Genomic DNA, 19,965 nt, shown 5'->3' on the forward strand with positions numbered 1-19,965 from the left:
CGGGCAGCGCGATGCGGTTACAAGGGTCGCGCGGCGTGATACAGGCTGACTTCGCGGAATTCGGCGGGTTCGGCCAGGTCCGGCCAGGTGCAACCGTCCAGCAGTGCCAGGCGCTGGTACAGCGGATGCTGAAAATCCTTCACCCGTGAATCGGCCACCAGGGCCTGACGCCCGCGGCTGAGAAAATGGTCGAGCAGTGGCAGGTTGGCGCGATCATAAAGCACGTCGGCGACCAGGATCAGGTCGTAGCGATCCGCTTCGGCGAAGAAATCTTCCGAGTAATTCAGCGTCACGCCGTTGAGTGCGGCATTGGCGCGACTAGCGGCCAGTGCCAGTGGGTCGAGGTCGCAGGCTACCACTTCTGCCGCGCCGGCCTTGGCCGCAGCGATGGCGGCTACGCCGGAGCCGGCACCGAAATCCAGCACGCGCTTGCCGTGCACCCACTCGGGGCGCTCAGCCAGCCAGCGCGCCAGCACCAGGCCGCTGGCCCAGCAGAAGCACCAGTAGGGCGGCTCTTCGAGAATGCGTCGGGTCTCTTCGGGGTTGAAGGCGCGCTCCATGTTGCTGGCATCGATCAGCCACAGGGCGATGTCGGTGCCGGGCAGGGTTTCGGCGACCAGGCGGGCATCGCCGAGCAGTTCGTTCAACGCCTGCTGCAGGTGTACCGGAGGTGTCATGGTGCCGGCACCAGGTTCAGGGCGCCGAGGTCCTGGTCGGTCAGTTCGGCGATGGTGCGCACCGGCAGGCGTTGCACCAGGCGCCCGGAGTGGCTGACACGGCCACGCAGCTCCAGGCGCAGGCCCTGCGGTGTGGCTTGGGGTTGTACGTGCAGATGAAACGGCAGAGTTTCGCCGTCGCCACGCAGGTGAACCTGGCCAAGCAGCGCACGCGGGCGACCGCGCATGTCCACACCAAGGAGTGCCAGGTCGACATCGGCGCCCGCCGCGACGCCGAGCAGCTCGCCACGTAGGCCGGGGCCCTGCACGGGCGCTGCGTTGGTTTCAGTCGGTAGCGGGGCGGGCGTGTGTACTGGCGTGGGCGCCGTGGGTTCACTGGCACAGGCCGCGAGCAGGCCGCTCAGGGCGATGAGGAGAAGGGGCTGGTATCGATTCATGGCAGGTTGTGCTCGTGAAGGTGCGTACCCATAGCTTAATTTGTCTTGCTGTCTCTATGCGCTACCATGACGCCTTTGCCGCCAATAGCCCGCGCCTGCCATGCATTGTCCCTTCTGCGCCGCCAACGACACCAAGGTCATCGATTCCCGTCTGGTCGCCGAGGGCGACCAGGTCCGCCGCCGCCGCGAATGCGTGGCCTGCGGTGAGCGCTTCACCACCTTCGAAACCGCCGAGCTGGTGATGCCGCGCCTGATCAAGCAGGACGGCAGTCGCCAGCCCTTCGATGAAGAGAAGCTGCGTGCCGGCATGCAGCGTGCGCTGGAAAAACGCCCGGTGAGCGTCGAGCGCCTGGAGGAGGCCATCGCCCGCATCAAGCAGCAACTGCGGGCTACTGGCGAGCGCGAGGTGAAGTCGCTGGTGCTCGGTGAGTTGGTGATGACCGAGCTGAGCAAGCTCGACGAGGTGGCCTATATCCGCTTCGCCTCGGTCTACCGCCGTTTTCAGGACCTCAACGAATTCCGCGAGGAAATCGAACGTCTGGCCCGTGAGCCGTCTAAAAGCCGATGAGCGAGCTCGACCACTTCTTCATGGCGCGCGCCCTGCGGCTGGCGCGCAAAGGCCTGTATTCCACCCATCCCAATCCACGGGTCGGTTGCGTCATCGTGCGTGACGGCGAGATCGTCGGCGAGGGCTGGCATGCCCGTGCCGGTGAGCCGCACGCCGAGGTGCACGCACTGCGCCAGGCTGGCGACAAGGCGCGTGGCGCCACGGCGTACGTGACGCTGGAACCCTGCAGCCACCATGGGCGTACGCCGCCCTGCGCCAATGCGCTGGTCGCCGCGGGTGTCAGCCGGGTCGTCGCGGCGATGCAAGATCCCAATCCGCAGGTCGCCGGCAGTGGTCTGCTGCGCTTGGCCCAGGCTGGTATCGAGGTTGCCAGTGGCGTGCTGGAAAGCGAGGCGCGCGCGCTCAACGCCGGCTTCATCAAACGCATGGAGCAGGGCCTGCCGTTCGTGCGGGTCAAGCTGGCGATGAGTCTGGATGGCCGCACCGCCATGGCCAGTGGCGAAAGCCAGTGGATCACCGGCCCGGCGGCGCGTGCTGAGGTGCAGCGCCTGCGTGCTCAGGCCAGCGTGGTACTCAGCGGCGCCGATACCGTACTGGCCGACGATGCGCGGCTGACGGTGCGTGCCGATGAGCTGGGCCTGGGGGCTGAGATGACCGAGCTGGCGCAGCGTCGCCCACCCTTGCGCGTACTGGTCGATGGCCGTCTGCGCGTGCCCTTGAGCAAGACCTTCTTCCAGGTCGGCCCCGCGCTGGTGGCGACCTGCGCTGCGGCCTCGGCCCGTGATCGCTATCAGGAGGACGGGCATGAGTTGCTCGCCGTACCGGGTAGCAACGGTCATGTCGACTTGCGCAAGCTATTGCTGGAGCTGGCCGGCCGCGGCGTTAACGAGGTGCTGGTCGAAGCCGGGCCACGACTGGCTGGCGCCTTCGCTCGTGCTGGATTGGTGGACGAGTACCGCATCTTCGTCGCGCCCAAGCTGCTCGGTTCCAGCGCACGGCCGCTGCTCGAACTGCCGCTCAATCGCATGGCCGAGGCGCCGGAATTGCAGATCGTCGATATCCGCGCTGTCGGTGAAGACTGGCAGATCACAGCGGTACCCAAGGCCAGGTAGGGTGTGCTGTGCGCAGCGCGGTTCTCTCCACTTACTTGTGTCCAGTGACAACGACTACAGCTTGAACTTGTCGCTGACCCGGCAGATCGGCGGTTATCCCCGGGGCATGCAGCGCGTCCTAAGGCCCATGCGCCGCGATGATAAATATGGTAAAACGCCACGCGGCCATTTCATGTGGTCGCAACGTTCTCAGGGCGGGGTGTGATTCCCCACCGGCGGTAATGGTTCGCAGAACCTAGCCCGCGAGCGCTCGCCACGGCACCTGCCGCGCGAGGTCAAGCAGACCCGGTGCGATTCCGGGGCCGACGGTATAGTCCGGATAAAGAGAGAGCGGGATTCCCTCCTAGGGCGGTCTGTGCCTGCCCGTGAAATCCCTATCGATCGGCATTTGCCCTGTTTTTGACCAAAACAGGAGTTCATCCATGCTGTGCATCATCTTCAAGCGAGATTCGGAGGGCTTATGTTCACCGGCATAATCGAAGCCATCGGCAGTATCCGCGCCATGACGCCGAAGGGCGGCGACGTGCGTGTCTACGTGGCCACTGGCAAACTCGACCTGGGCGACGTCAAGCTCGGCGACAGCATCGCCGTCAACGGCATCTGCCTGACCGCCGTTGAGCTGCCTGGCGACGGCTTCTGGGCCGACGTCAGCCGCGAGACGCTGGCGCGCACTGCCTTCGTCGACCTCAAGCCCGGCAGCGCCGTGAACCTGGAAAAGGCCCTGACGCCGACCAGTCGCCTCGGCGGCCATCTGGTCAGCGGGCACGTCGACGGCGTCGGCGAGATCGTCTCGCGCGCCGATAACGCCCGCGCCGTGCAGTTCAAGGTGCGCGCCCCACGTGAGCTGGCCAAGTACATCGCGCACAAGGGCTCGATCACCGTCGACGGCACCAGCCTCACGGTGAACGCGGTCGATGGCGCCGAGTTCGAGCTGACCATCGTGCCGCACACCCTGGCCGAGACCATCATGGTCGACTACCAGGCCGGGCGTAAGGTCAACCTCGAGGTCGACCTGCTGGCGCGTTACCTGGAGCGCCTGCTGCTCGGCGACAAGGCTGCAGAGCCCAAGGCCTCGGGCCTGACCGAAAGCTTTCTCGCCGAAAACGGCTACCTGAAGAATTGAGGAGACGCCCCGATGGCGCTCAATACCGCTGAAGAACTGATCGAAGACATCCGTGCCGGCAAGATGGTCATCCTCATGGATGACGAGGACCGCGAGAACGAAGGCGACATCATCATCGCCTCCGAGTGCGTCACCGCCGAACACATCAACTTCATGGCTCGCTTCGCCCGTGGCCTGATCTGCATGCCGATGACCCGCGAGCGCTGCGAGCTGCTCAATCTGCCGCTGATGGCGCCGCGCAACGGCTCCGGCTTCGGCACCAAGTTCACCGTCTCCATCGAGGCGGCCGAGGGCGTGACCACCGGCATCTCTGCCGCCGACCGCGCACGCACCGTGCAGGCCGCCGTGGCGCGTAATGCCGTGGCCGCCGACATCGTCAGCCCGGGTCATATCTTCCCGCTGATGGCTCAGCCTGGTGGTGTGCTGGCGCGTGCCGGCCATACCGAGGCAGCCTGTGACCTGGCGCGCATGGGCGGTTTCGAGCCGAGCGGGGTGATCTGCGAGATCATGAACGACGACGGCACCATGGCCCGTCGTCCGGAGCTGGAAAAGTTCGCCGAAGAGCACGGTCTGAAGATCGGCACCATCGCTGACCTGATCCACTACCGCCTGATCCACGAGCGCACCGTCGAGCGCATCAGCGAGCAGCCGCTGGACACCGAACTGGGCCAGTTCAACCTGGTGACCTATCGCGATGGCGTTGAGGACACCGCGCACATGGCGCTGACCTTGGGCACCATCTGCGCCGAAGAGCCGACCCTGGTGCGCGTGCACAACATGGACCCGCTGCGCGACCTGTTTATGGTCAACCAGCCGGGCCGCTGGAGCATGCGCGCGGCGATGGCAGAAGTGGCCAAGGCCGGTAGCGGCGTGGTGCTGCTGCTCGGCAATCCGCTGACCGGGCCGGAGCTGCTGGCGCTGATCAGCCGTCAGCAACCGGCCAACCCGGCGACCTACAGCACCGTGGGCGCTGGTTCGCAGATTCTGCGTGACCTCGGCGTGCGCAAGATGCGCCTGATGAGCTCGCCGATGAAGTTCAACGCGATATCCGGCTTCGACCTCGAGGTTGTAGAATACCTGCCGGCTGATTAACAGCGGCCCGAAGGGGTAAAGCTGATGACCCTCTCCCGCTTGCGGGAGAGGGTGCCCGAAGGGCGGGAGAGGGTATTGTGGTCAACGCCGAACCCTCTCCCCCAGCCCCTCTCCCGCAAGCGGGAGAGGGGAGCTAAAGCACGTAGCCCGGATGAAATCCGGGAAGATCGGCACAGTGGCCCCGGATTGCATCCGGGCTACGCTGACAAACGAATTTTATTTTCGGAGCGCACCGCCGCTCCGGCTCTTTAACCCATGTGAGACCTGTCATGACCCTGAAGACCATCGAAGGTACCTTCATCGCCCCGAAGGGCAAATACGCCCTGGTGGTAGGCCGTTTCAACAGCTTCGTCGTCGAGAGCCTGGTTAGCGGCGCCATTGACGCCCTGGTACGCCATGGCGTGAGCGAGAGCGACATCACCATCATCCGTGCGCCGGGTGCCTTCGAGATTCCGCTGGTCACCCAGAAGGTCGCTCAGCGTGGCGAATACGCGGCGATCATCGCCCTCGGCGCGGTCATCCGTGGCGGCACCCCGCACTTCGAGTACGTCGCCGGCGAGTGCACCAAGGGCCTGGCTCAGGTTTCCATGGAATACGGCGTACCGGTCGCCTTCGGCGTGCTGACTGTCGACTCCATCGAACAAGCCATCGAACGTTCCGGCACCAAGGCAGGTAACAAGGGTGCCGAAGCTGCGCTGTCCGCTCTGGAAATGGTCAGCCTGCTGGCGCAGTTGGAGGCCAAGTGAGCAACTCCGGTAACGGCCAGCCGGCCAAGAAGGGCCCCAGCGGCAAGATCCTCGCGCGCCGTGAGGCCCGCACCCTGGCCATGCAGGCCCTGTACTCCTGGCACATCGCCGGGCAGCCGCTGAACGAGATCGAAGCGCAGTTCCGCGTCGACAACGATTTCAGCAAGGTCGATGGTGCCTACTTCCACGAGATCCTGCACGGCGTACCGCGGCAGAAGACCGAGCTGGACGAGGCCTTCACACCGCTGCTCGATCGCCCGTTGGAAGAGATCGATCCGGTCGAACTGGCCATCCTGCGCCTGTCCACCTACGAGCTGAAGAACCGCGTCGACGTGCCCTACAAAGTGGTGATCAACGAAGGTATCGAGCTGGCCAAGGTGTTCGGTGCCACCGACGGACACAAATTCGTCAACGGCATCCTCGACAAGCTCGCGCCCAAGCTGCGTGCCGCCGAAGTCAACGCCAACAAGCGGTGAGGCCTTTTGCGATGCTCGATTCACGATCTCGCGAGCTAGAGCCCTGCCTCTGCTATGCCGGGCCGACGGGCAGCAGATCGTTGCTTGCCCGTGAATGAGTTCGAGCTGATTCGTCACTACTTCGCCGCCGCCCGTTGCGCTCAGGGCGGCGTCGGCGTGGTTCGCGGTATCGGTGATGACTGCGCCCTGCTGGCGGTGCCGGCAGGCGAGCAGTTGGCGGTGTCCACCGACACGCTGGTTGCCGGGGTGCATTTCCCCGACGCCTGCGATGCCTTTCTTCTCGGCCAGCGTGCGCTGGCTGTCTCCGCCAGTGACCTGGCTGCCATGGGCGCCACGCCGTTGGCCTTTACCCTCGCGCTGACCTTGCCGAGTGCCAGTGAAGCCTGGCTGGCCGAGTTCGCCCGTGGCTTGCAGCAGATGGCCGAGAACTGTTCGCTGGCGCTGGTCGGTGGCGACACCACGCGAGGCCCGCTGAGCCTGACGCTGACCGTCTTCGGCCGTGTGCCGGCCGGGCAGGCACTGCTGCGCAGCGGCGCGCAGGTGGGTGATCTGTTGTGTGTAGGAGGCGAACTGGGTGACGCCGCTGGCGCCCTGCCACTGGTACTGGCTCAGCGTGATGCAACGCCTGAAGTCGCCGAGCCTTTGCTGGTTCGTTACTGGTCGCCGCAACCGCAACTGGCCCTGGGGCAGGCACTGCGCGGCCGAGCCACGGCGGCACTGGATATTTCTGACGGTCTGCTCGCTGACTGCGGGCATATTGCCAGCGCCTCGCAGGTCGCCCTGCATATCGAGCTGGCGCGTGTGCCGCTGTCTGCACCGTTGCGCGCCTTTGCCGGCGAGGAGCAGGCAAAGGTCTGCGCCTTGGGTGGTGGCGACGACTACCGCCTGGCCTTTACCCTACCGCCTGCGCTGCTCGCCGACATTCAGCGTGACTGGTCCGAAGTGCGGGTTATTGGCCGTGTGCTGGCCGGCTCCGGGGTACAGTTGCTGGACGCCGCCGGCCAACCAATCGAACCGCCGCGCGGCGGCTACCAACATTTCTGACAGGACGGAGTGCGTGTGACCGATCACCCCAACCAGGTTCCCGCCGAATACGTACCGCCCTCGGTGTGGCGCAATCCCTGGCATTTCATCGCCTTCGGCTTCGGTTCCGGCACACTGCCCAAGGCACCGGGCACCTGGGGCTCGCTGGTCGCGCTGCCATTCATTCCACTGTGGCAGATGCTGCCGGATTGGGGCTACTGGCTGTTGCTCGGGGTCACCATGCTGTTCGGCTTCTGGTTGTGCGGCAAGGTCGCCGACGATCTGCGCGTGCATGATCACGAAGGCATCGTCTGGGATGAAATGGTCGGCATGTGGATCACCCTGTGGCTGGTGCCCGAGGGGTGGGTCTGGTTGCTGCTAGGCTTTCTCATGTTCCGTCTGTTCGACATCGTCAAACCCTGGCCAATTCGCTGGATCGATCGCCACGTACATGGCGGTGTCGGCATCATGCTCGATGACATCATCGCTGGGGTCTTCGCCTGGCTGGCCATGCAGGGGCTGGTCTGGGGCTGGGCCAACTACGGAGCCGGGCTGGGTTTCTAAGGAGTGGGCATGCGCATGAGGCAAGTCTGGCTAGGCGCGCTGCTGATGCTGTGCACCCTGGTCGGTGCTCAGGCCAAGAGCGAGCTGCCAGGGGAGATACGTCTGGCCAGTGAGGTCTGGGAGGCCTATACCGAAACCGATGGTACCGGCCTGGGCTGGGACGTCATGCGCAAGGTGTTCGAGCCTGCGGGTGTCCGCCTGAGTATCCACAGCGTGCCTTATACCCGCTCCGTCGGCCTGGTGCAGCGCGGCGAGGCCGATGCCTGGGTCGGCTCCTATCGTGACGAGGTAGAGGGGCAGGTGTTTTACCCCAGGCATCACTATGATCGTGATCAGATCGTCGCACTTGGCCTCAAGGGCAAACCGGCGCCGACCCTGGACAGCCTGGGCAAGTACCGGCTGGTTTGGGTGCGAGGCTACGGCTACGACGAATATTTGCCGAATGTGCACGACTACCGGGAAGTGCAGCGGCGGAGCGGTATCCTTGGCATGCTCGATCTGGGGCACGCGGACTTCTATATCGATGCCCGTCCCGAGGTCGATTACGTATTGGGCCAGACCAGCAAGCCGCAGCAATACCGGATGACGGACCTGACGCAATTGCCGCTCTATCTCGGTTTTGCCGATACGCCACGTGGGCATGTTCTGGCCGAGCTCTTCGATCGGCGCATGACGCAACTGATTGCCAGCGGTGAGCTGCGGCCGATCTTCGCTCACTGGCAGCAGCCCTATCCCTTCGACTGAGCCGGGAGGCCGTCATACATGCAGCTTCGTCACTGTCTCGCCACGCTGGCGCTGTTGTGTTCGAGCCTTTCCTGGGCCGCTTCTCAGGTGCAGGTGGTCGGCCTGTTCCCGGGTGCCGCGGTGGTCAATGTCGACGGCCAGCGCAAGCTGGTTCGTGTGGGCTCCACCGGTCCCGGTGGAGTGCAGGTAGTCAGCGTCGATAAGCAGGGCGCGGTGCTGCGTGTCGATGGCGTCGAGCGCGTGTACCCGCTGAGCCGGGAATACAGTGCCGGGTTTGCCGAACCACAGAAGAAGCGCCTGAGCATCGCCAAGGGGCCTGGTGGTCACTACTGGATCACCGGTTCGGTCAACGGCCAAAGCGTGCCGTTTCTGGTGGACACTGGTGCCACCTCGGTTGCCCTCAATGAAGCCCAGGCGCGCCGCCTGAACATCGACTTTCGCGTCAGTGGGCAGCCGCTCACGGTCAGCACAGCCAGTGGCACGGCGCGGGGTTGGCGGGTCAGCCTGGATCGGGTCAAGGTCGGTGATATCGAGGTGCTTGGCGTCGAGGCTGTGGTGCTGGAAGGCGGCGCGCCCGCCGAAGCTTTGCTCGGCATGAGCTTCATGAGTCGCGTGGGCTGGCGCGAGGAGCAGGGGATGCTAGTGCTCGAGTCCAAGCTATGAGAATCAGCCCAAAGTCTGCTGCGCGTCGGCACTGCCGCGTTAGAAGCAGGCTGGAGCGCCAGCCCGGTCGGAGGCCGTTTGCGGCCAACGTGCTTCAGCGCGGCCCCAGAGGGGCGAGCGAGGCGAGTACTGCTCATTTACAATCGGTAGACTCCGCTTCCTCGCCTACTTCTGCCTTGCATTGCTCTAGCCCGAGAGACTTTGAACTAATTCTGATCGTGCTCATTGACCGTTTCGATACTGATGATCGGCAATTCTGACTGACCCGCCAGTGGGGGCTGCTGATACAATGCCGGCCCTGTTTCGTACTCATTGCTAGGAGTATCCGGTGTCCGTCGTGTTCGTCGCCGCCTCCCAACTGCCCACGCCCTTCGGCGTGTTCATCATGCATGGCTTCCTCGATGAGGCCACCGGCAAGGAACACGTCGCCCTGACCTTCGGCAACGTCGCCGACGGTGCCCCGGTGCTTGGGCGCCTGCACTCCGAATGCCTGACCGGCGACGCCTTGTTCAGCCTGCGTTGCGACTGTGGTGCGCAGCTGCAGGCCGCGCTTCAGGCCATCGCCAACGAAGGCCGTGGCGTGCTGCTGTACCTGCGTCAGGAGGGCCGTGGCATTGGCCTGTTGAACAAGATCCGCGCCTACGAACTGCAGGACGGCGGTGCCGATACCGTGGAAGCCAACGAGCGTCTGGGTTTCGGCGCCGACCAGCGTGATTACGCGATCTGCCTGCCCATGCTCGAACACCTGGGTATCAAGAGCCTCCAGCTGATGACCAATAACCCGCGCAAGGTAAAAGCCCTGGGCGACATGGGCATCGTTGTGGACCATCGTGTGCCGCTGCAGATTGCGCACAACCCCTACAACAAGCGCTACCTCGCCACCAAGGCCGGCAAGCTCGGCCATATGTTGGGCAACCAGCATCAGGGCGAGACCGAGGAAAGCCTGTGACCCGAGGCCAGGTAAAGCGTCGCCTGGCGCTGGCCTGGTGGCGCCAGCTGGGTGTGGCGCTGGCGCCGTTGCTCGTGTTCAACCTGCTGTTCGGCGGTGGCGGCACCACGGTGCTGACCATGCCGCTGTTCATCGCCGGCCTGGCCTCGATGTTCGTCAGCCTGCCGTTATTCTCCGCCTACAAGCGCGCGCTGATCGCCACCGAAAAAGCACTCGACAGCGACGATGAACCTGCGGCCTGGCTGGAGCTGGATCGTGTACGTCTGCGCGCCTTGCTCGGTGCTGCGCTGCCTGCGTGGATTGCTGCGTTGGCAGTCCTCGCCGGCCTTGAGGCGATCCCGCTGGTATTGCTGGCGCTATCGTCCATCGTGCTGCACAGCCTCTACCGCATACCCCGCCAGTTGGGCTGATGCGCACGCTGCTGTTCGTGCTCTGCCTGCTGGCGCTACCGCTGCCAGCCGCCGAGCGGGTAATCAGTCTGGCACCTTCACTCAGCGAAATCATGCTCGACCTGGATGCGGCCGACCTGTTGGTCGGTGTGCTCGAAGGGGATGAGCGTCCCGCCGCGCTGGCGCATCTGCCTACTGTCGGTCGTTATGGCCAACTGGAGTTCGAGCGCCTGTTGCAGCTGGCGCCGGATCTGATCCTTATCGCGCCCGGTAGCGTGCCGCCGGCGCAACAGGCGCAGTTGCAGCGTTTCGGCATCGACCTGTTGATCGTCCAGCCGCAGCGCCTCGATCAGATGGGCGAGGCCTTCGTGCGCATTGGTCAGCGAATTGGCCGGGCAGAGCAGGGCGAGCGGCTGGCAGCCGAGTTTTGGGCTGATCTGGAGGCGCTGCGTCAGCGCTATCGGCGTGAGCAGCCGCTGACGGTGTTTTATCAGATCTGGCATCAACCGCTTTACACCATCGGTGGCGAGCAGCTGATCGGCGATGCCTTGCAGGTGTGCGGCGCGCGCAACCTGTTCGAAGATCTGCGGCAGCCGGCACCGCAGGTCAGTGTCGAAGCGGTGCTGGCGCGTGACCCGGACGTGATTCTCGGCGGCAGCAATGCCGAACTGAGCGCCTGGCAAGCCTGGCCGCAGTTGCATGCAGTACGTACGGGCCAGGTCTGGGCGGTGCCGAACAAGGGCTTGGAACGGCCTAGCCGGCAGATGTTGGGGGCTATCGAACAGCTCTGTGAGCTGATGAAGGCTGCGCGATAGCCGGGTGGGGCGTTACGCGCGACTTGGGCGGCGTCGCGATACCCTCCGCGATACGGCCACTAGGACGCACCGGCATCAGAGTTGGGGCGTCCAGGTCAGCGAGAGCAGGGCGCTGCGGCCTTCCTCGCGGTAGCCGTAATAACTCACGCTGCTGAAGAACGGATCATCCGGTCGGCTGTAAAGGGCCTGGGAATAGTCCTTGTCCAGCAGGTTGTCGACCTTGACCTGCCAAAGCAGTTCCTCGTCCATCTGCCAGCTAACGCGTGCGCCCAGCAGGCCGTAGCCGGCGATCTCGCGGTTGTTGGCGGCATCATCGTAGCGGCCGGAGAGCGCCTGCCAGGTCATGCCGGCGGCGAATGCGCCGAACTGACGATCCAGGTCTAGGCTCAGGCTGCGTTTGGCGCGGCGCGGCAGGACATGGCCGCTATTGCGGTCACGCGGGTCGAGTAGGCTGGCGCCGAGGGTCGCCTGCCAGCCCAGCAGTTCGCGTTCGACACTCAATTCCAGGCCCTGCAGGCGCGCCTTGTTGACGTTCATGGGCGTGCTGAAGAAGGTCACCGGGTCGCTGACCACGGTGATCAGGTCCTCAACCTCGGTACGGTAGGCCGACAGGCTCCAGCGCGTATCCATGTGATCACCGCGCAGTTGCGCCTCGTAGGTCTTCGAGCGCTCCGGGGCAAGATCCGGGTTACCGCCATAGAACGAACTGGTCGGGAAGTAGAGGTCGTTGAAGGTCGGCGCATGGAAGCCCTCGCCATAGCTCAGCACTAGCTCCAGGCGCTCGGCCAGGTCCAGACTCAGCGCAGCATTCCAGGTGTTCTCACTGCCGAACTGCTGGTTGTCGTCGTGGCGCAAGCCCAGCTCGGTGGCGAAACCGTTGCCACGATAGCGGTGTTGGACGAAAGCTGCCCGGTTCCAGCGTTCGCTGCGGCTGAAGTCGCTGTCGCTGCCAAGGCGGTCCTCGTACCAATCGAGGCCGAGCAGCAACTGGTGAGCATCGCCTAGTCGCAGGGTGTTGATCCAGCCGGCGCTGTCGCGGTACGTGTTGTAGACGTAGTTGTTGTCGGCATTCAGTGGGTCGCGGTTTTCGCTCTTGTCCTCGCTATGACCAAGCTCCAGGCGGCTGCTCCAGCCGTCGGCGAGTTGCGCCTCGAGATGTCCGGCGATGCTGGAGACGCTGAAGCGTTCGCTGGGGTTGCCCGGATCGAAGCTGAACAGGTCGTCGTACTCACTCTCACCACGTTGCTCGAGGAGGCTCAGGCCTCCCTTGAGACGGTCGCTGAAGTGATGCTCAAGGCTTAGGTTGAAGGCCTTACGGCGTATGCCATCGTGGTCGTTGTCGTAACCACGACCATCTTGGGAGCGGTCGAATCCGGCGCGTTCGACTAGGCTTGCGCCGAGGTCGAATCGGGTGCGCTGGTCACCGCCAGACAGGCCTAGGCTACGCTCGAAGGTCTGTTGGCTACCGGCGGCCAGGCGTAGGCGCGGCTGCAGGCCATCCTCGCCGCGCCGGGTGAAGATCTGGACCACCCCGCCAATAGCATCGGAGCCGTAAAGCGCCGAGCGGGCGCCGCGCACGACCTCGATACGCTCGATCTGATCGGGGCTGAGAAATTCCAGACGGGCCAGGCCGCTGGCGGCAGCATTCAGACGTACGCCATCTACCAGCACCAGGGTCTGGTTGGCATTGGCGCCACGTAGTAACAGGCTGGTGAGGCTGCCGCGACCGCCGTTCTGCACGATAGACACACCGGGCACGCGGCTGAGCAGGTCGGGCACGCTGCTGACCTGCAGACGTTCGATGTCGTCCCGTTCGAACACCGTGGTAGCCGCGGTAGCTTGCGCTTGCGGTTCGGCCAGGCGTCCGGAGGTGACGACCAGCGGCTCGGCCACGTAAGGTTCGGCAGCCAGCGAAAGACCTGGCATGACGGCGATGGCCAGGGCCAGACGGGACAGTTTCATTATTGTTTCCTCAAAGGTCGGCAGACTTTCGAGGAGGGCAGGAGCAAGCGCGCAGGGCGACGCTTGACCGTGCTGCCCTCCGCAACACCAGTCGCACCGCCTTGGCCGGTCTCCGGGCTCTCGACCCGCGTCCGCCTTCCCAGGCAGGGCCCAGTGGCTGTTGGACGTGGCGCACGCTCAGCGCGTGCAGTCGATTACCGTTGCGGGGGCAGCGTCGGGATTGCTCGCTTCGAGCGCACCGACTTCCCGTTTAACACTGCTTGCGCAGCGCACCCTGGCGGAACATTAATGGCGCGCACCTTAGTGCGCGCGCATATGAATCACAAGCAAGCGCCGCTCATTTAGCGATGAGCGGGCTTCATGCTCAGGCCTGTAGCAGACTCAGGCGCTCACGAACCGCGCGTTCGATACCGGCTTCGTCGAGGCCGCATTCGGCGAGCATCTGGGTGGGTTTGGCGTGCTCGACGTAGTAGTCGGGCAGGCCGAGGTGCAGCATTGGCACCTGGCGGTTCTCGGCGGCGAAAAATTCGCTGACCGCGCTGCCGGCGCCGCCCATGATGCTGTTTTCCTCGATGGTCACCAGCAGCGCGTGGCTGCTTGCCAGTTCGCGCAGCAGGGCTTCGTCCAGCGGTTTGACGAAGCGCATGTTGACCACCGTGGCGTCCAGAGTTTCACCGACGCGCAGGGCCTCGGCCAGTTGCACGCCGAAAGCCAGCAGGGCGACGCCCTTGCCTTGGCGGCGCACCACTGCCTTGCCGATCTCCAGCGGCTCCAGGCCAGCATCGAGCGGCGCGTTGGGGCCGGTGCCGCGCGGGTAGCGCACGGCGGCCGGGCCGTCGAACAGGTGGCCGGTGGTGAGCATGCGGCGCAGCTCGTTCTCGTCGCTCGGGGTCATCACCAGCATGCCGGGAATGCAACGCAGGTAGGACAGGTCGAAGCTGCCGGCGTGGGTCGGGCCGTCTTCGCCGACCAGGCCGGCACGGTCGATGGCGAACAGCACATCGAGGTGCTGCACGGCCACGTCGTGGATCAGTTGGTCATAGGCGCGCTGGAGGAAGGTGGAGTAGATCGCCACCACCGGTTTGGCGCCTTCGCAGGCCATGCCGGCGGCCAGGGTCACGGCGTGCTGCTCGGCAATGGCGACGTCGAAGTAGCGCTCGGGGAAGCGCTCGCTGAAATCCACCAGGTCCGAGCCTTCCTTCATCGCCGGGGTGATGCCGACCAGGCGCGTGTCCTGCTCGGCCATGTCGCACAGCCACTGGCCGAACACGTTGGAGTATTTCGGGCCGCTGGGCTTCTTGGGTGCAGCCACAGGCGTTACCGGCTCCAGCTTGGTGATGGCGTGGTAGCCGATCGGGTCGACCTCGGCCGGGGCGAAGCCCTTGCCCTTCTTGGTCACCACATGCAGGAACTGCGGGCCGTCCAGATCGCGCATATTGCGCAATGTGGCCAGCAGGGTGGGTAGGTCGTGGCCGTCGATGGGGCCGACGTAGTTCCAGCCCAGCTCCTCGAACAGGGTGCCGGGCACCAGCATGCCCTTGGCGTGCTCCTCGACCTTGCGAGCGATTTCCCAGGCGCCGGGCAGGCGCGAGAGGATCTTCTTGCTGCCCTCGCGCATGCTGGCGTAGGTGCGGCTGGAGATGATCTTGGCCAGGTAGTTGGACAGGCCGCCGACATTCTTGGAGATCGACATGTCGTTGTCGTTGAGGATCACCAACATGTTGGCGCCGACGTCGGTGGCGTGGTTGAGCGCTTCGAAGGCCATGCCGGCGGTCAGTGCGCCGTCGCCGATCACCGCCACGCTCTTGCGCTTCTCGCCTTTCAGACGGGCGGCGATGGCCATGCCCAGTGCTGCGCTGATGCTGGTGCTGGAGTGGCCGACGCCGAAGGTGTCGTATTCACTCTCGCTGCGGCGCGGGAAGGCGGCCAGGCCGTCCTTCTGGCGCAGGCTGCCCATGCGCTCGCGACGACCGGTGAGGATCTTGTGCGGGTAGGCCTGGTGGCCGACGTCCCACACCAGGCGGTCATCGGGGGTGTCGAAGACGTAGTGCAGGGCGATGGTCAGCTCGATCACGCCGAGGCCGGCACCGAAGTGCCCGCCGCTCTGGCCAACGCTGTAGAGCAGGTATTGGCGCAGTTCGTCAGCGAGGGTTTCCAGGTCCGCTTCGGCCAGGCGGCGCAGTTCGTCGGGCGTGTTGGCGCTGTCGAGCAGCGGCGTCAACGGGCGCTCGCGGGGGATCTCGTGGAAAGTGGTCGGCATCAGGCGAATCGTTATAGGTGTAAAAGATGCGGCAGTTTACCTGATGCCAGGAAAACAGCCCAATCTGCTGTCCATTTCGCGGTTACCGGTAGTTTCGTGCGAGAAAGTCCAGCAGCAGGGCACTGACCCGCACGCCGCATTCGGCCTGCAGCCAGTGGCCGGCGTCGGGTAGGTCGTGGTGTTCCAGGTGCGGCACCTTGTCGCCCATGCGCTTGAGTGTCGGCGCCTCGAAGCGTCCGACCGGGTCGTTCTCGCCAAGCAGGAACAGCGTTGGCTGCATCACCTGCAGCCCGGCCAGATGCTCGGTGCGCTGCCAGTTGCGCTCGAAGTTGCGGTACCAGTTCAGCGCGCCGCGAAAACCGTGGCGCTCGAAGGTGCGCAGGTAGTGGGCGAACATCGCCTCGCTGCACCAGGCCGGCAGTGGCAGGTCATCCGGCATGCCATCGAACAGCCGCGCCTCGGCCGGTTTGTCCGTCGCCAGCAGGGCGTCGCCGAGGCCGCCAAGCAGCAGACGCAGGCTGCGGGCGATGTCGTCGTCCAGCTCGGCTTCGGCCAGCCCCGGTTGCTGGAAATACAGGATGTAGTGGAAACGCCCGGAGTAGGCTTCGCGCATCATTTCGATGGCCGGACGTTTCGGCCGGCCGCCGAAGGGCACCGACAGTGCGCCGAGCGCCTTGACCTGCTCGGGCTCCAGCAGTGCCAGGTGCCAGGCCACCGGCGCGCCCCAGTCATGACCGACCACCGCCACCTGGCGCTGGCCGAGCATGTCCATCGCCGCCTGGATATCGCCGCACAGGGTGAGTAGGTCATAAGCCGCTGGGTCGGCCGGCGCGCTGCTGGCGCCGTAGCCGCGCATCTCCGGGGCGAACACGCGGTAGCCGGCGGCGGCCAGCGCCTCGATCTGCGGATGCCAGGCGTACCAGCACTCGGGAAAGCCATGTAGCAGCCACACCGGCTTGCCGTGCTCGGGGCCGGCGCTGTACAGGCTGAGTTCGATGCCGTTGACGGCGAGCAGGCGGTGATCGATGTGCATGGGTGTTTACCAGGTGTCGATGAAGGGACGTTTCTTGCCGTCGCGTCGGGGCGGACGCGGCGCTGCATTGAGGCCGCGCAGCAGCCAGGCGCGGCTGTCGGCCGGATCGATGACTGCGTCGATCTCAAGATAGCTGGCCATGTTCAGCGCCTTGCCGTTGTCGTAGGCCTTGGCCACCAGCTTGTCGAACAGCGCCTGGCGCGTGGCCTCGTCCGGCTGGGCTGCCAGTTCCTTGGCGAAGCCCAGGCGTACCGCGCCTTCCAGGCCCATGGCGCCGAACTCGCCACTGGGCCAGGCGGCGGTGAACAGCGGCGAATGGAAGCTGCCGGCCGCCATGGCCTGGGCGCCGAGGCCGTAGCCCTTGCGCAGCACCAGGGTGAAGAACGGCACCGTGAGGCTGGCGGCGGTGACGAACAGGCGCGAGACATGGCGCACCGTGGCCTGCTGCTCGGCTTGCGGGCCGACCATGAAGCCGGGGGTGTCGCACAGCGAAACGATGGGCAGATCATGCGCCTCGCACAATTGCAGGAAGCGCGCGGCCTTGTCGCCGGCCACGGCATCGATGGCGCCGCCCAGGTGCGCGGGGTTGTTGGCGATCAGCCCGAACGGCTTGCCCTCGATACGGATCAGCGCGGTGACCAGACCGGGGGCGAACTGGCGGCGCAGTTCCAGCACACTGTCGTGATCGGCCAGCAGCTCGATTACTTTGCAGATGTCATACACGCGCAGGCGTTTTTCCGGGATCACATGGCGCAGCTCGCGGGTATCGCTGCACTGCCAGTCGCTCACCGGGCCCTGGAAATAGCCCAGGTACTGCTTGGCCACGGCGACCGCTGCGGCTTCGTCTTCCACCAGCACATCGATCACCCCGTTGGGGCCTTGTACGCTGGTTGGGCCGACCTGCTCGGGGGTGAAACTACCCAGACCGCCACCTTCGATCATCGCCGGGCCGGCCATACCGATGCTGGCATTGCGGGTGGCGATGATCACGTCGCAACAGCCGAGCAGTGCGGCGTTGCCGGCGAAGCAGCGACCGGAGACCACGCCCACCGTCGGCACCAGGCCGGAGAGTTTGGCCATGGCGACAAAGGTGTGGCAGTCCAGCCCGGCCACGCCGACGAAGTCGGTATCCCCCGGCCGACCGCCGCCACCCTCGGCGAACAGTACCACCGGCAGGCGCCATTGCTCGGCCAGGGCCAGCATGCGGTCGGTCTTCTTGTGGTTCATCACGCCCTGGGTGCCGGCGAAGACCGTGTAGTCGTAGGCGATGGCCATGCAGCGTGCAGCCTCGGCACCGAAGCTCGCGGCGTTTACCGTACCGATACCGGCGACCAGGCCATCGGCCGGGCTCAGTTCCAGCAACTCCTCGGGCGAACGTCGACGGCGTTGGGCGGCCAGGGCCATGGCACCGTATTCGATAAAGCTGTCTGCATCGAGCAAGTCCGCGAGGTTTTCCCGCACCGTGCGCTGGCCGGTCTTACGGCGCTTGGCCACGGCTTCGGGGCGGCGCGCATCGGTCAAGCGGGCATGGCGTTCCAGCACTTCGGCCAGATCGGCGCGGATATGCGCCAGGTCGACCGCCTGCTCGCCGTGAGCGTCGAGGCCGTTCACCTCGGCCGGCTCAAGGAACGCCAGCGCCTGGCCCTCGCCGATGGCGTCACCGGGCGCAACGGCCAGCGCGCGGACGATGCCGCTGTGCTCGGCTTTGACCTCGAACTCCATCTTCATCGCTTCCAGCACGGCGATGGTCTGGCCGGTGGCTACGGCATCGCCCTCGGCGACCTCCAGGCTGACCAGCACACCGGCACTGGGCGCATGCAGGGCCAGGGTGCCGGGCGGGGCGTCGACGCTGGCCTTGGTGCTGTGCAGCGAAGCATCGGTGGCGAAGTAACGGTGCGGATGGGCCTGCTCGCGCGCCGCCAGCAACTCGCTCAGATGGCGTTCGACGTAGGTGGTATCGACCCGGTTGGCGATCACCGCCTCGCAGTGCAGCAGGTTTTGCAGCAGGTGCAGATTGCTCGCCACGCCGTCGAGGCGAAACTCGCACAGCCCCCGGTAGGCACGGCGCAGGGCGCTGGGGTAGTCGCTGGCGCTGGCGATCAGCTTGGCGATCAACGAATCGTAGGCCGGGCTGACGGCGTAGCCGGCGTAGCCGCAGCCATCCACACGCAGGCCCGGGCCGGAGGGCGGTTGATAGGCGGCGAGCACGCCACTGGCCGGGCGGGCGCTGCCATCGGCGAGCAGGGTTTCCAGATTCAGGCGCACCTGCACGGCATAGCCGTTGGTCGCGGGAGGGGTGAGCAGGTTCAGCTCGGCCAGGCTTTTGCCGGCGGCCAGGTGCAGTTGTGTGTGCAGCAGATCGACGCCGGTGACCTGCTCAGTGACGGTGTGCTCCACCTGCACGCGCGGGTTGGCCTCCATGAAATAGAAGCGCCCCGGCTGGTCGAGGTCGAGGAGGAATTCGAAGGTGCCGATGCCGCGATATTGCACCTCGGCCGCCAGGCGCAGGGCGCTGGCGATGATCGCGTCACGGGTGGCCGCATCCAGATCGGGGCTGGGGGCGATCTCCACCAGCTTCTGGTGGCGGCGTTGCAGGCTGCAGTCGCGCTCCCACAGGTGGCTGACCGCGCCGTTGCCGTCGCCGAGCACCTGCACTTCGATATGCCGGGCGCGGCGTACGCGTTTCTCCACATACAGCGCGCCACTACCGAAGGCGCCCAGGGCCTCGGAGGCGCAACGGGCGAAAGCCTCCGCCAGTTGCGCCGGCTCGTCCACCGCACGCATGCCGCGCCCGCCGCCACCGGCCAGGGCCTTGAGCATCACGCTGCGGTGTTCGGCGAGGAAGGCGGCGGCCTGCTCCAGCGTCACTGGACGATTGATACCGGGCACCAGCGGTAACTCGCAGCGCTCGGCGAGATCACGAGCGGCGGCTTTGTCGCCGAACAGCTGTAGCGTCTCCGGCGTCGGGCCGACGAAGGTCAGCCCAGCCTCCTGGCAACGGCGGGCGAATTCGGCGTTCTCGGCGAGAAAACCGTAGCCAGGATGGATGGCCGTGCAGCCTTGTTCACGGGCGATGCTAATGAGCTGATCCATGTCCAGATAGGCCGCGACACCGCGACCGACCAGCGCCACGGCCAGATCCGCCTTGCGTGTATGCAGGCAGGCTTCGTCGTCCTCGGCGAACACCGCCACCGAGCGGATGCCGAGATCAGCACAGGCCTGGGCGATGCGAATGGCGATCTCGCCACGGTTGGCGATCAGCAGGGCGGGGAAGGGCATGGCGGCTCCGGACGTCTTGTCGTTATGGAGCCATCTTAGGTAACTGGCTGGAG

General features: G+C 65.5%; 19 protein-coding genes and 2 riboswitches. Of the genes, 13 read left to right on the forward strand and 6 right to left on the reverse strand.

The window, feature by feature from the left end; translation table 11 throughout:
* Positions 1–17: 17 nt before the first annotated feature.
* The gene (locus tag BM059_RS23910) at positions 18–677 is read right to left on the reverse strand and encodes a class I SAM-dependent methyltransferase (protein ID WP_037001894.1); all 660 of its coding nucleotides are present in this window, start codon (positions 675–677) and stop codon (positions 18–20) included.
* Positions 674–1,114, reverse strand: coding sequence for a hypothetical protein (locus tag BM059_RS23915; RefSeq protein ID WP_074941604.1), 441 nt, complete (start codon positions 1,112–1,114; stop codon positions 674–676). Before BM059_RS23915 ends, BM059_RS23910 begins: the two co-directional genes overlap by 4 nt.
* Positions 1,115–1,214: 100 nt before the next feature.
* Between BM059_RS23915 and nrdR the strand changes: the two genes are divergently transcribed.
* From nrdR to BM059_RS23980, 13 genes are all read left to right on the forward strand, one after another.
* Positions 1,215–1,682: a transcriptional regulator NrdR gene (nrdR, locus tag BM059_RS23920; protein WP_003243991.1), complete on the forward strand. Its 468-nt coding sequence runs from the start codon at positions 1,215–1,217 to the stop codon at positions 1,680–1,682.
* On the forward strand, positions 1,679–2,794 hold the full coding sequence (ribD, locus tag BM059_RS23925; RefSeq protein WP_074941605.1) for a bifunctional diaminohydroxyphosphoribosylaminopyrimidine deaminase/5-amino-6-(5-phosphoribosylamino)uracil reductase RibD: 1,116 nt from the start codon (positions 1,679–1,681) through the stop codon (positions 2,792–2,794). Before nrdR ends, ribD begins: the two co-directional genes overlap by 4 nt.
* Before the next feature lie 181 nt (positions 2,795–2,975).
* Positions 2,976–3,130, forward strand: a riboswitch (FMN riboswitch).
* A 124-nt stretch (positions 3,131–3,254) separates the two neighbouring features.
* Positions 3,255–3,917 (forward strand): riboflavin synthase, encoded by a 663-nt coding sequence (locus tag BM059_RS23930; protein ID WP_037001890.1) that lies wholly within the window; start codon positions 3,255–3,257, stop codon positions 3,915–3,917.
* A gap of 12 nt (positions 3,918–3,929) precedes the next feature.
* Positions 3,930–5,009, forward strand: a complete 1,080-nt coding sequence (gene ribBA / locus BM059_RS23935) for a bifunctional 3,4-dihydroxy-2-butanone-4-phosphate synthase/GTP cyclohydrolase II (RefSeq protein WP_037001889.1) — start codon at positions 3,930–3,932, stop codon at positions 5,007–5,009.
* Between the two features lie 269 nt (positions 5,010–5,278).
* Positions 5,279–5,755 carry a 6,7-dimethyl-8-ribityllumazine synthase gene (gene ribH / locus BM059_RS23940; protein ID WP_012019761.1) on the forward strand — a complete coding sequence of 159 codons (477 nt, stop codon included), beginning with the start codon at positions 5,279–5,281 and terminating at the stop codon, positions 5,753–5,755.
* Positions 5,752–6,231 carry a transcription antitermination factor NusB gene (gene nusB, locus BM059_RS23945; protein ID WP_003463208.1) on the forward strand — a complete coding sequence of 160 codons (480 nt, stop codon included), beginning with the start codon at positions 5,752–5,754 and terminating at the stop codon, positions 6,229–6,231. Before ribH ends, nusB begins: the two co-directional genes overlap by 4 nt.
* Positions 6,232–6,321: 90 nt before the next feature.
* Complete coding sequence (gene thiL, locus BM059_RS23950; protein WP_074941628.1) at positions 6,322–7,275, forward strand: thiamine-phosphate kinase; 954 nt, start codon at positions 6,322–6,324, stop codon at positions 7,273–7,275.
* A gap of 15 nt (positions 7,276–7,290) precedes the next feature.
* Complete coding sequence (locus tag BM059_RS23955; RefSeq protein WP_037000689.1) at positions 7,291–7,818, forward strand: phosphatidylglycerophosphatase A family protein; 528 nt, start codon at positions 7,291–7,293, stop codon at positions 7,816–7,818.
* A gap of 9 nt (positions 7,819–7,827) precedes the next feature.
* Positions 7,828–8,562, forward strand: a complete 735-nt coding sequence (locus BM059_RS23960; RefSeq protein ID WP_074941606.1) for a substrate-binding periplasmic protein — start codon at positions 7,828–7,830, stop codon at positions 8,560–8,562.
* 18 nt (positions 8,563–8,580) lie between these two features.
* Complete coding sequence (locus BM059_RS23965; protein WP_037000687.1) at positions 8,581–9,225, forward strand: TIGR02281 family clan AA aspartic protease; 645 nt, start codon at positions 8,581–8,583, stop codon at positions 9,223–9,225.
* Between the two features lie 328 nt (positions 9,226–9,553).
* Positions 9,554–10,174 (forward strand): GTP cyclohydrolase II, encoded by a 621-nt coding sequence (gene ribA, locus BM059_RS23970; RefSeq protein WP_037000686.1) that lies wholly within the window; start codon positions 9,554–9,556, stop codon positions 10,172–10,174.
* Positions 10,171–10,584 carry a hypothetical protein gene (locus tag BM059_RS23975; protein WP_037000685.1) on the forward strand — a complete coding sequence of 138 codons (414 nt, stop codon included), beginning with the start codon at positions 10,171–10,173 and terminating at the stop codon, positions 10,582–10,584. The genes ribA and BM059_RS23975 overlap by 4 nt, the downstream gene beginning before the upstream one ends.
* Entirely contained in the window at positions 10,584–11,378 is a 795-nt protein-coding gene (locus tag BM059_RS23980; RefSeq protein WP_074941607.1) for a cobalamin-binding protein, read from the forward strand. Before BM059_RS23975 ends, BM059_RS23980 begins: the two co-directional genes overlap by 1 nt.
* Positions 11,379–11,453: 75 nt before the next feature.
* Here the strand turns inward: BM059_RS23980 and BM059_RS23985 are convergent, their stop codons facing one another.
* The 4 genes from BM059_RS23985 to BM059_RS24000 all read right to left on the reverse strand — a co-directional run bounded on the left by BM059_RS23985 (position 11,454) and on the right by BM059_RS24000 (position 19,912).
* Complete coding sequence (locus BM059_RS23985; RefSeq protein WP_074941608.1) at positions 11,454–13,340, reverse strand: TonB-dependent receptor domain-containing protein; 1,887 nt, start codon at positions 13,338–13,340, stop codon at positions 11,454–11,456.
* 86 nt (positions 13,341–13,426) lie between these two features.
* Positions 13,427–13,632, reverse strand: a riboswitch (cobalamin riboswitch).
* Between the two features lie 72 nt (positions 13,633–13,704).
* Positions 13,705–15,600 (reverse strand): 1-deoxy-D-xylulose-5-phosphate synthase, encoded by a 1,896-nt coding sequence (dxs, locus tag BM059_RS23990; RefSeq protein ID WP_074941609.1) that lies wholly within the window; start codon positions 15,598–15,600, stop codon positions 13,705–13,707.
* Positions 15,601–15,682: 82 nt separating this feature from the next.
* Positions 15,683–16,633, reverse strand: a complete 951-nt coding sequence (locus BM059_RS23995) for an alpha/beta fold hydrolase (RefSeq protein WP_074941610.1) — start codon at positions 16,631–16,633, stop codon at positions 15,683–15,685.
* A gap of 6 nt (positions 16,634–16,639) precedes the next feature.
* Positions 16,640–19,912 (reverse strand): carboxyl transferase domain-containing protein, encoded by a 3,273-nt coding sequence (locus BM059_RS24000; RefSeq protein ID WP_074941611.1) that lies wholly within the window; start codon positions 19,910–19,912, stop codon positions 16,640–16,642.
* Positions 19,913–19,965 lie beyond the last annotated feature (53 nt).

Source organism: Ectopseudomonas composti (assembly GCF_900115475.1).
Lineage (GTDB): Bacteria > Pseudomonadota > Gammaproteobacteria > Pseudomonadales > Pseudomonadaceae > Aquipseudomonas > Aquipseudomonas composti.

Coding starts and splice junctions, on each gene's coding strand:
- BM059_RS23960 (WP_074941606.1), top strand. CDS start 7,828: ATGCGCATGAGGCAAGTCTGGCTAGGCGCGCTGCTGATGCTGTGCACC.
- nrdR (WP_003243991.1), top strand. CDS start 1,215: ATGCATTGTCCCTTCTGCGCCGCCAACGACACCAAGGTCATCGATTCC.
- dxs (WP_074941609.1), bottom strand. CDS start 15,600: ATGCCGACCACTTTCCACGAGATCCCCCGCGAGCGCCCGTTGACGCCG.
- BM059_RS23980 (WP_074941607.1), top strand. CDS start 10,584: ATGCGCACGCTGCTGTTCGTGCTCTGCCTGCTGGCGCTACCGCTGCCA.
- ribD (WP_074941605.1), top strand. CDS start 1,679: ATGAGCGAGCTCGACCACTTCTTCATGGCGCGCGCCCTGCGGCTGGCG.
- BM059_RS23985 (WP_074941608.1), bottom strand. CDS start 13,340: ATGAAACTGTCCCGTCTGGCCCTGGCCATCGCCGTCATGCCAGGTCTT.
- BM059_RS23995 (WP_074941610.1), bottom strand. CDS start 16,633: ATGCACATCGATCACCGCCTGCTCGCCGTCAACGGCATCGAACTCAGC.
- BM059_RS23965 (WP_037000687.1), top strand. CDS start 8,581: ATGCAGCTTCGTCACTGTCTCGCCACGCTGGCGCTGTTGTGTTCGAGC.
- ribBA (WP_037001889.1), top strand. CDS start 3,930: ATGGCGCTCAATACCGCTGAAGAACTGATCGAAGACATCCGTGCCGGC.
- ribH (WP_012019761.1), top strand. CDS start 5,279: ATGACCCTGAAGACCATCGAAGGTACCTTCATCGCCCCGAAGGGCAAA.
- BM059_RS24000 (WP_074941611.1), bottom strand. CDS start 19,912: ATGCCCTTCCCCGCCCTGCTGATCGCCAACCGTGGCGAGATCGCCATT.
- BM059_RS23910 (WP_037001894.1), bottom strand. CDS start 677: ATGACACCTCCGGTACACCTGCAGCAGGCGTTGAACGAACTGCTCGGC.
- BM059_RS23930 (WP_037001890.1), top strand. CDS start 3,255: ATGTTCACCGGCATAATCGAAGCCATCGGCAGTATCCGCGCCATGACG.
- BM059_RS23915 (WP_074941604.1), bottom strand. CDS start 1,114: ATGAATCGATACCAGCCCCTTCTCCTCATCGCCCTGAGCGGCCTGCTC.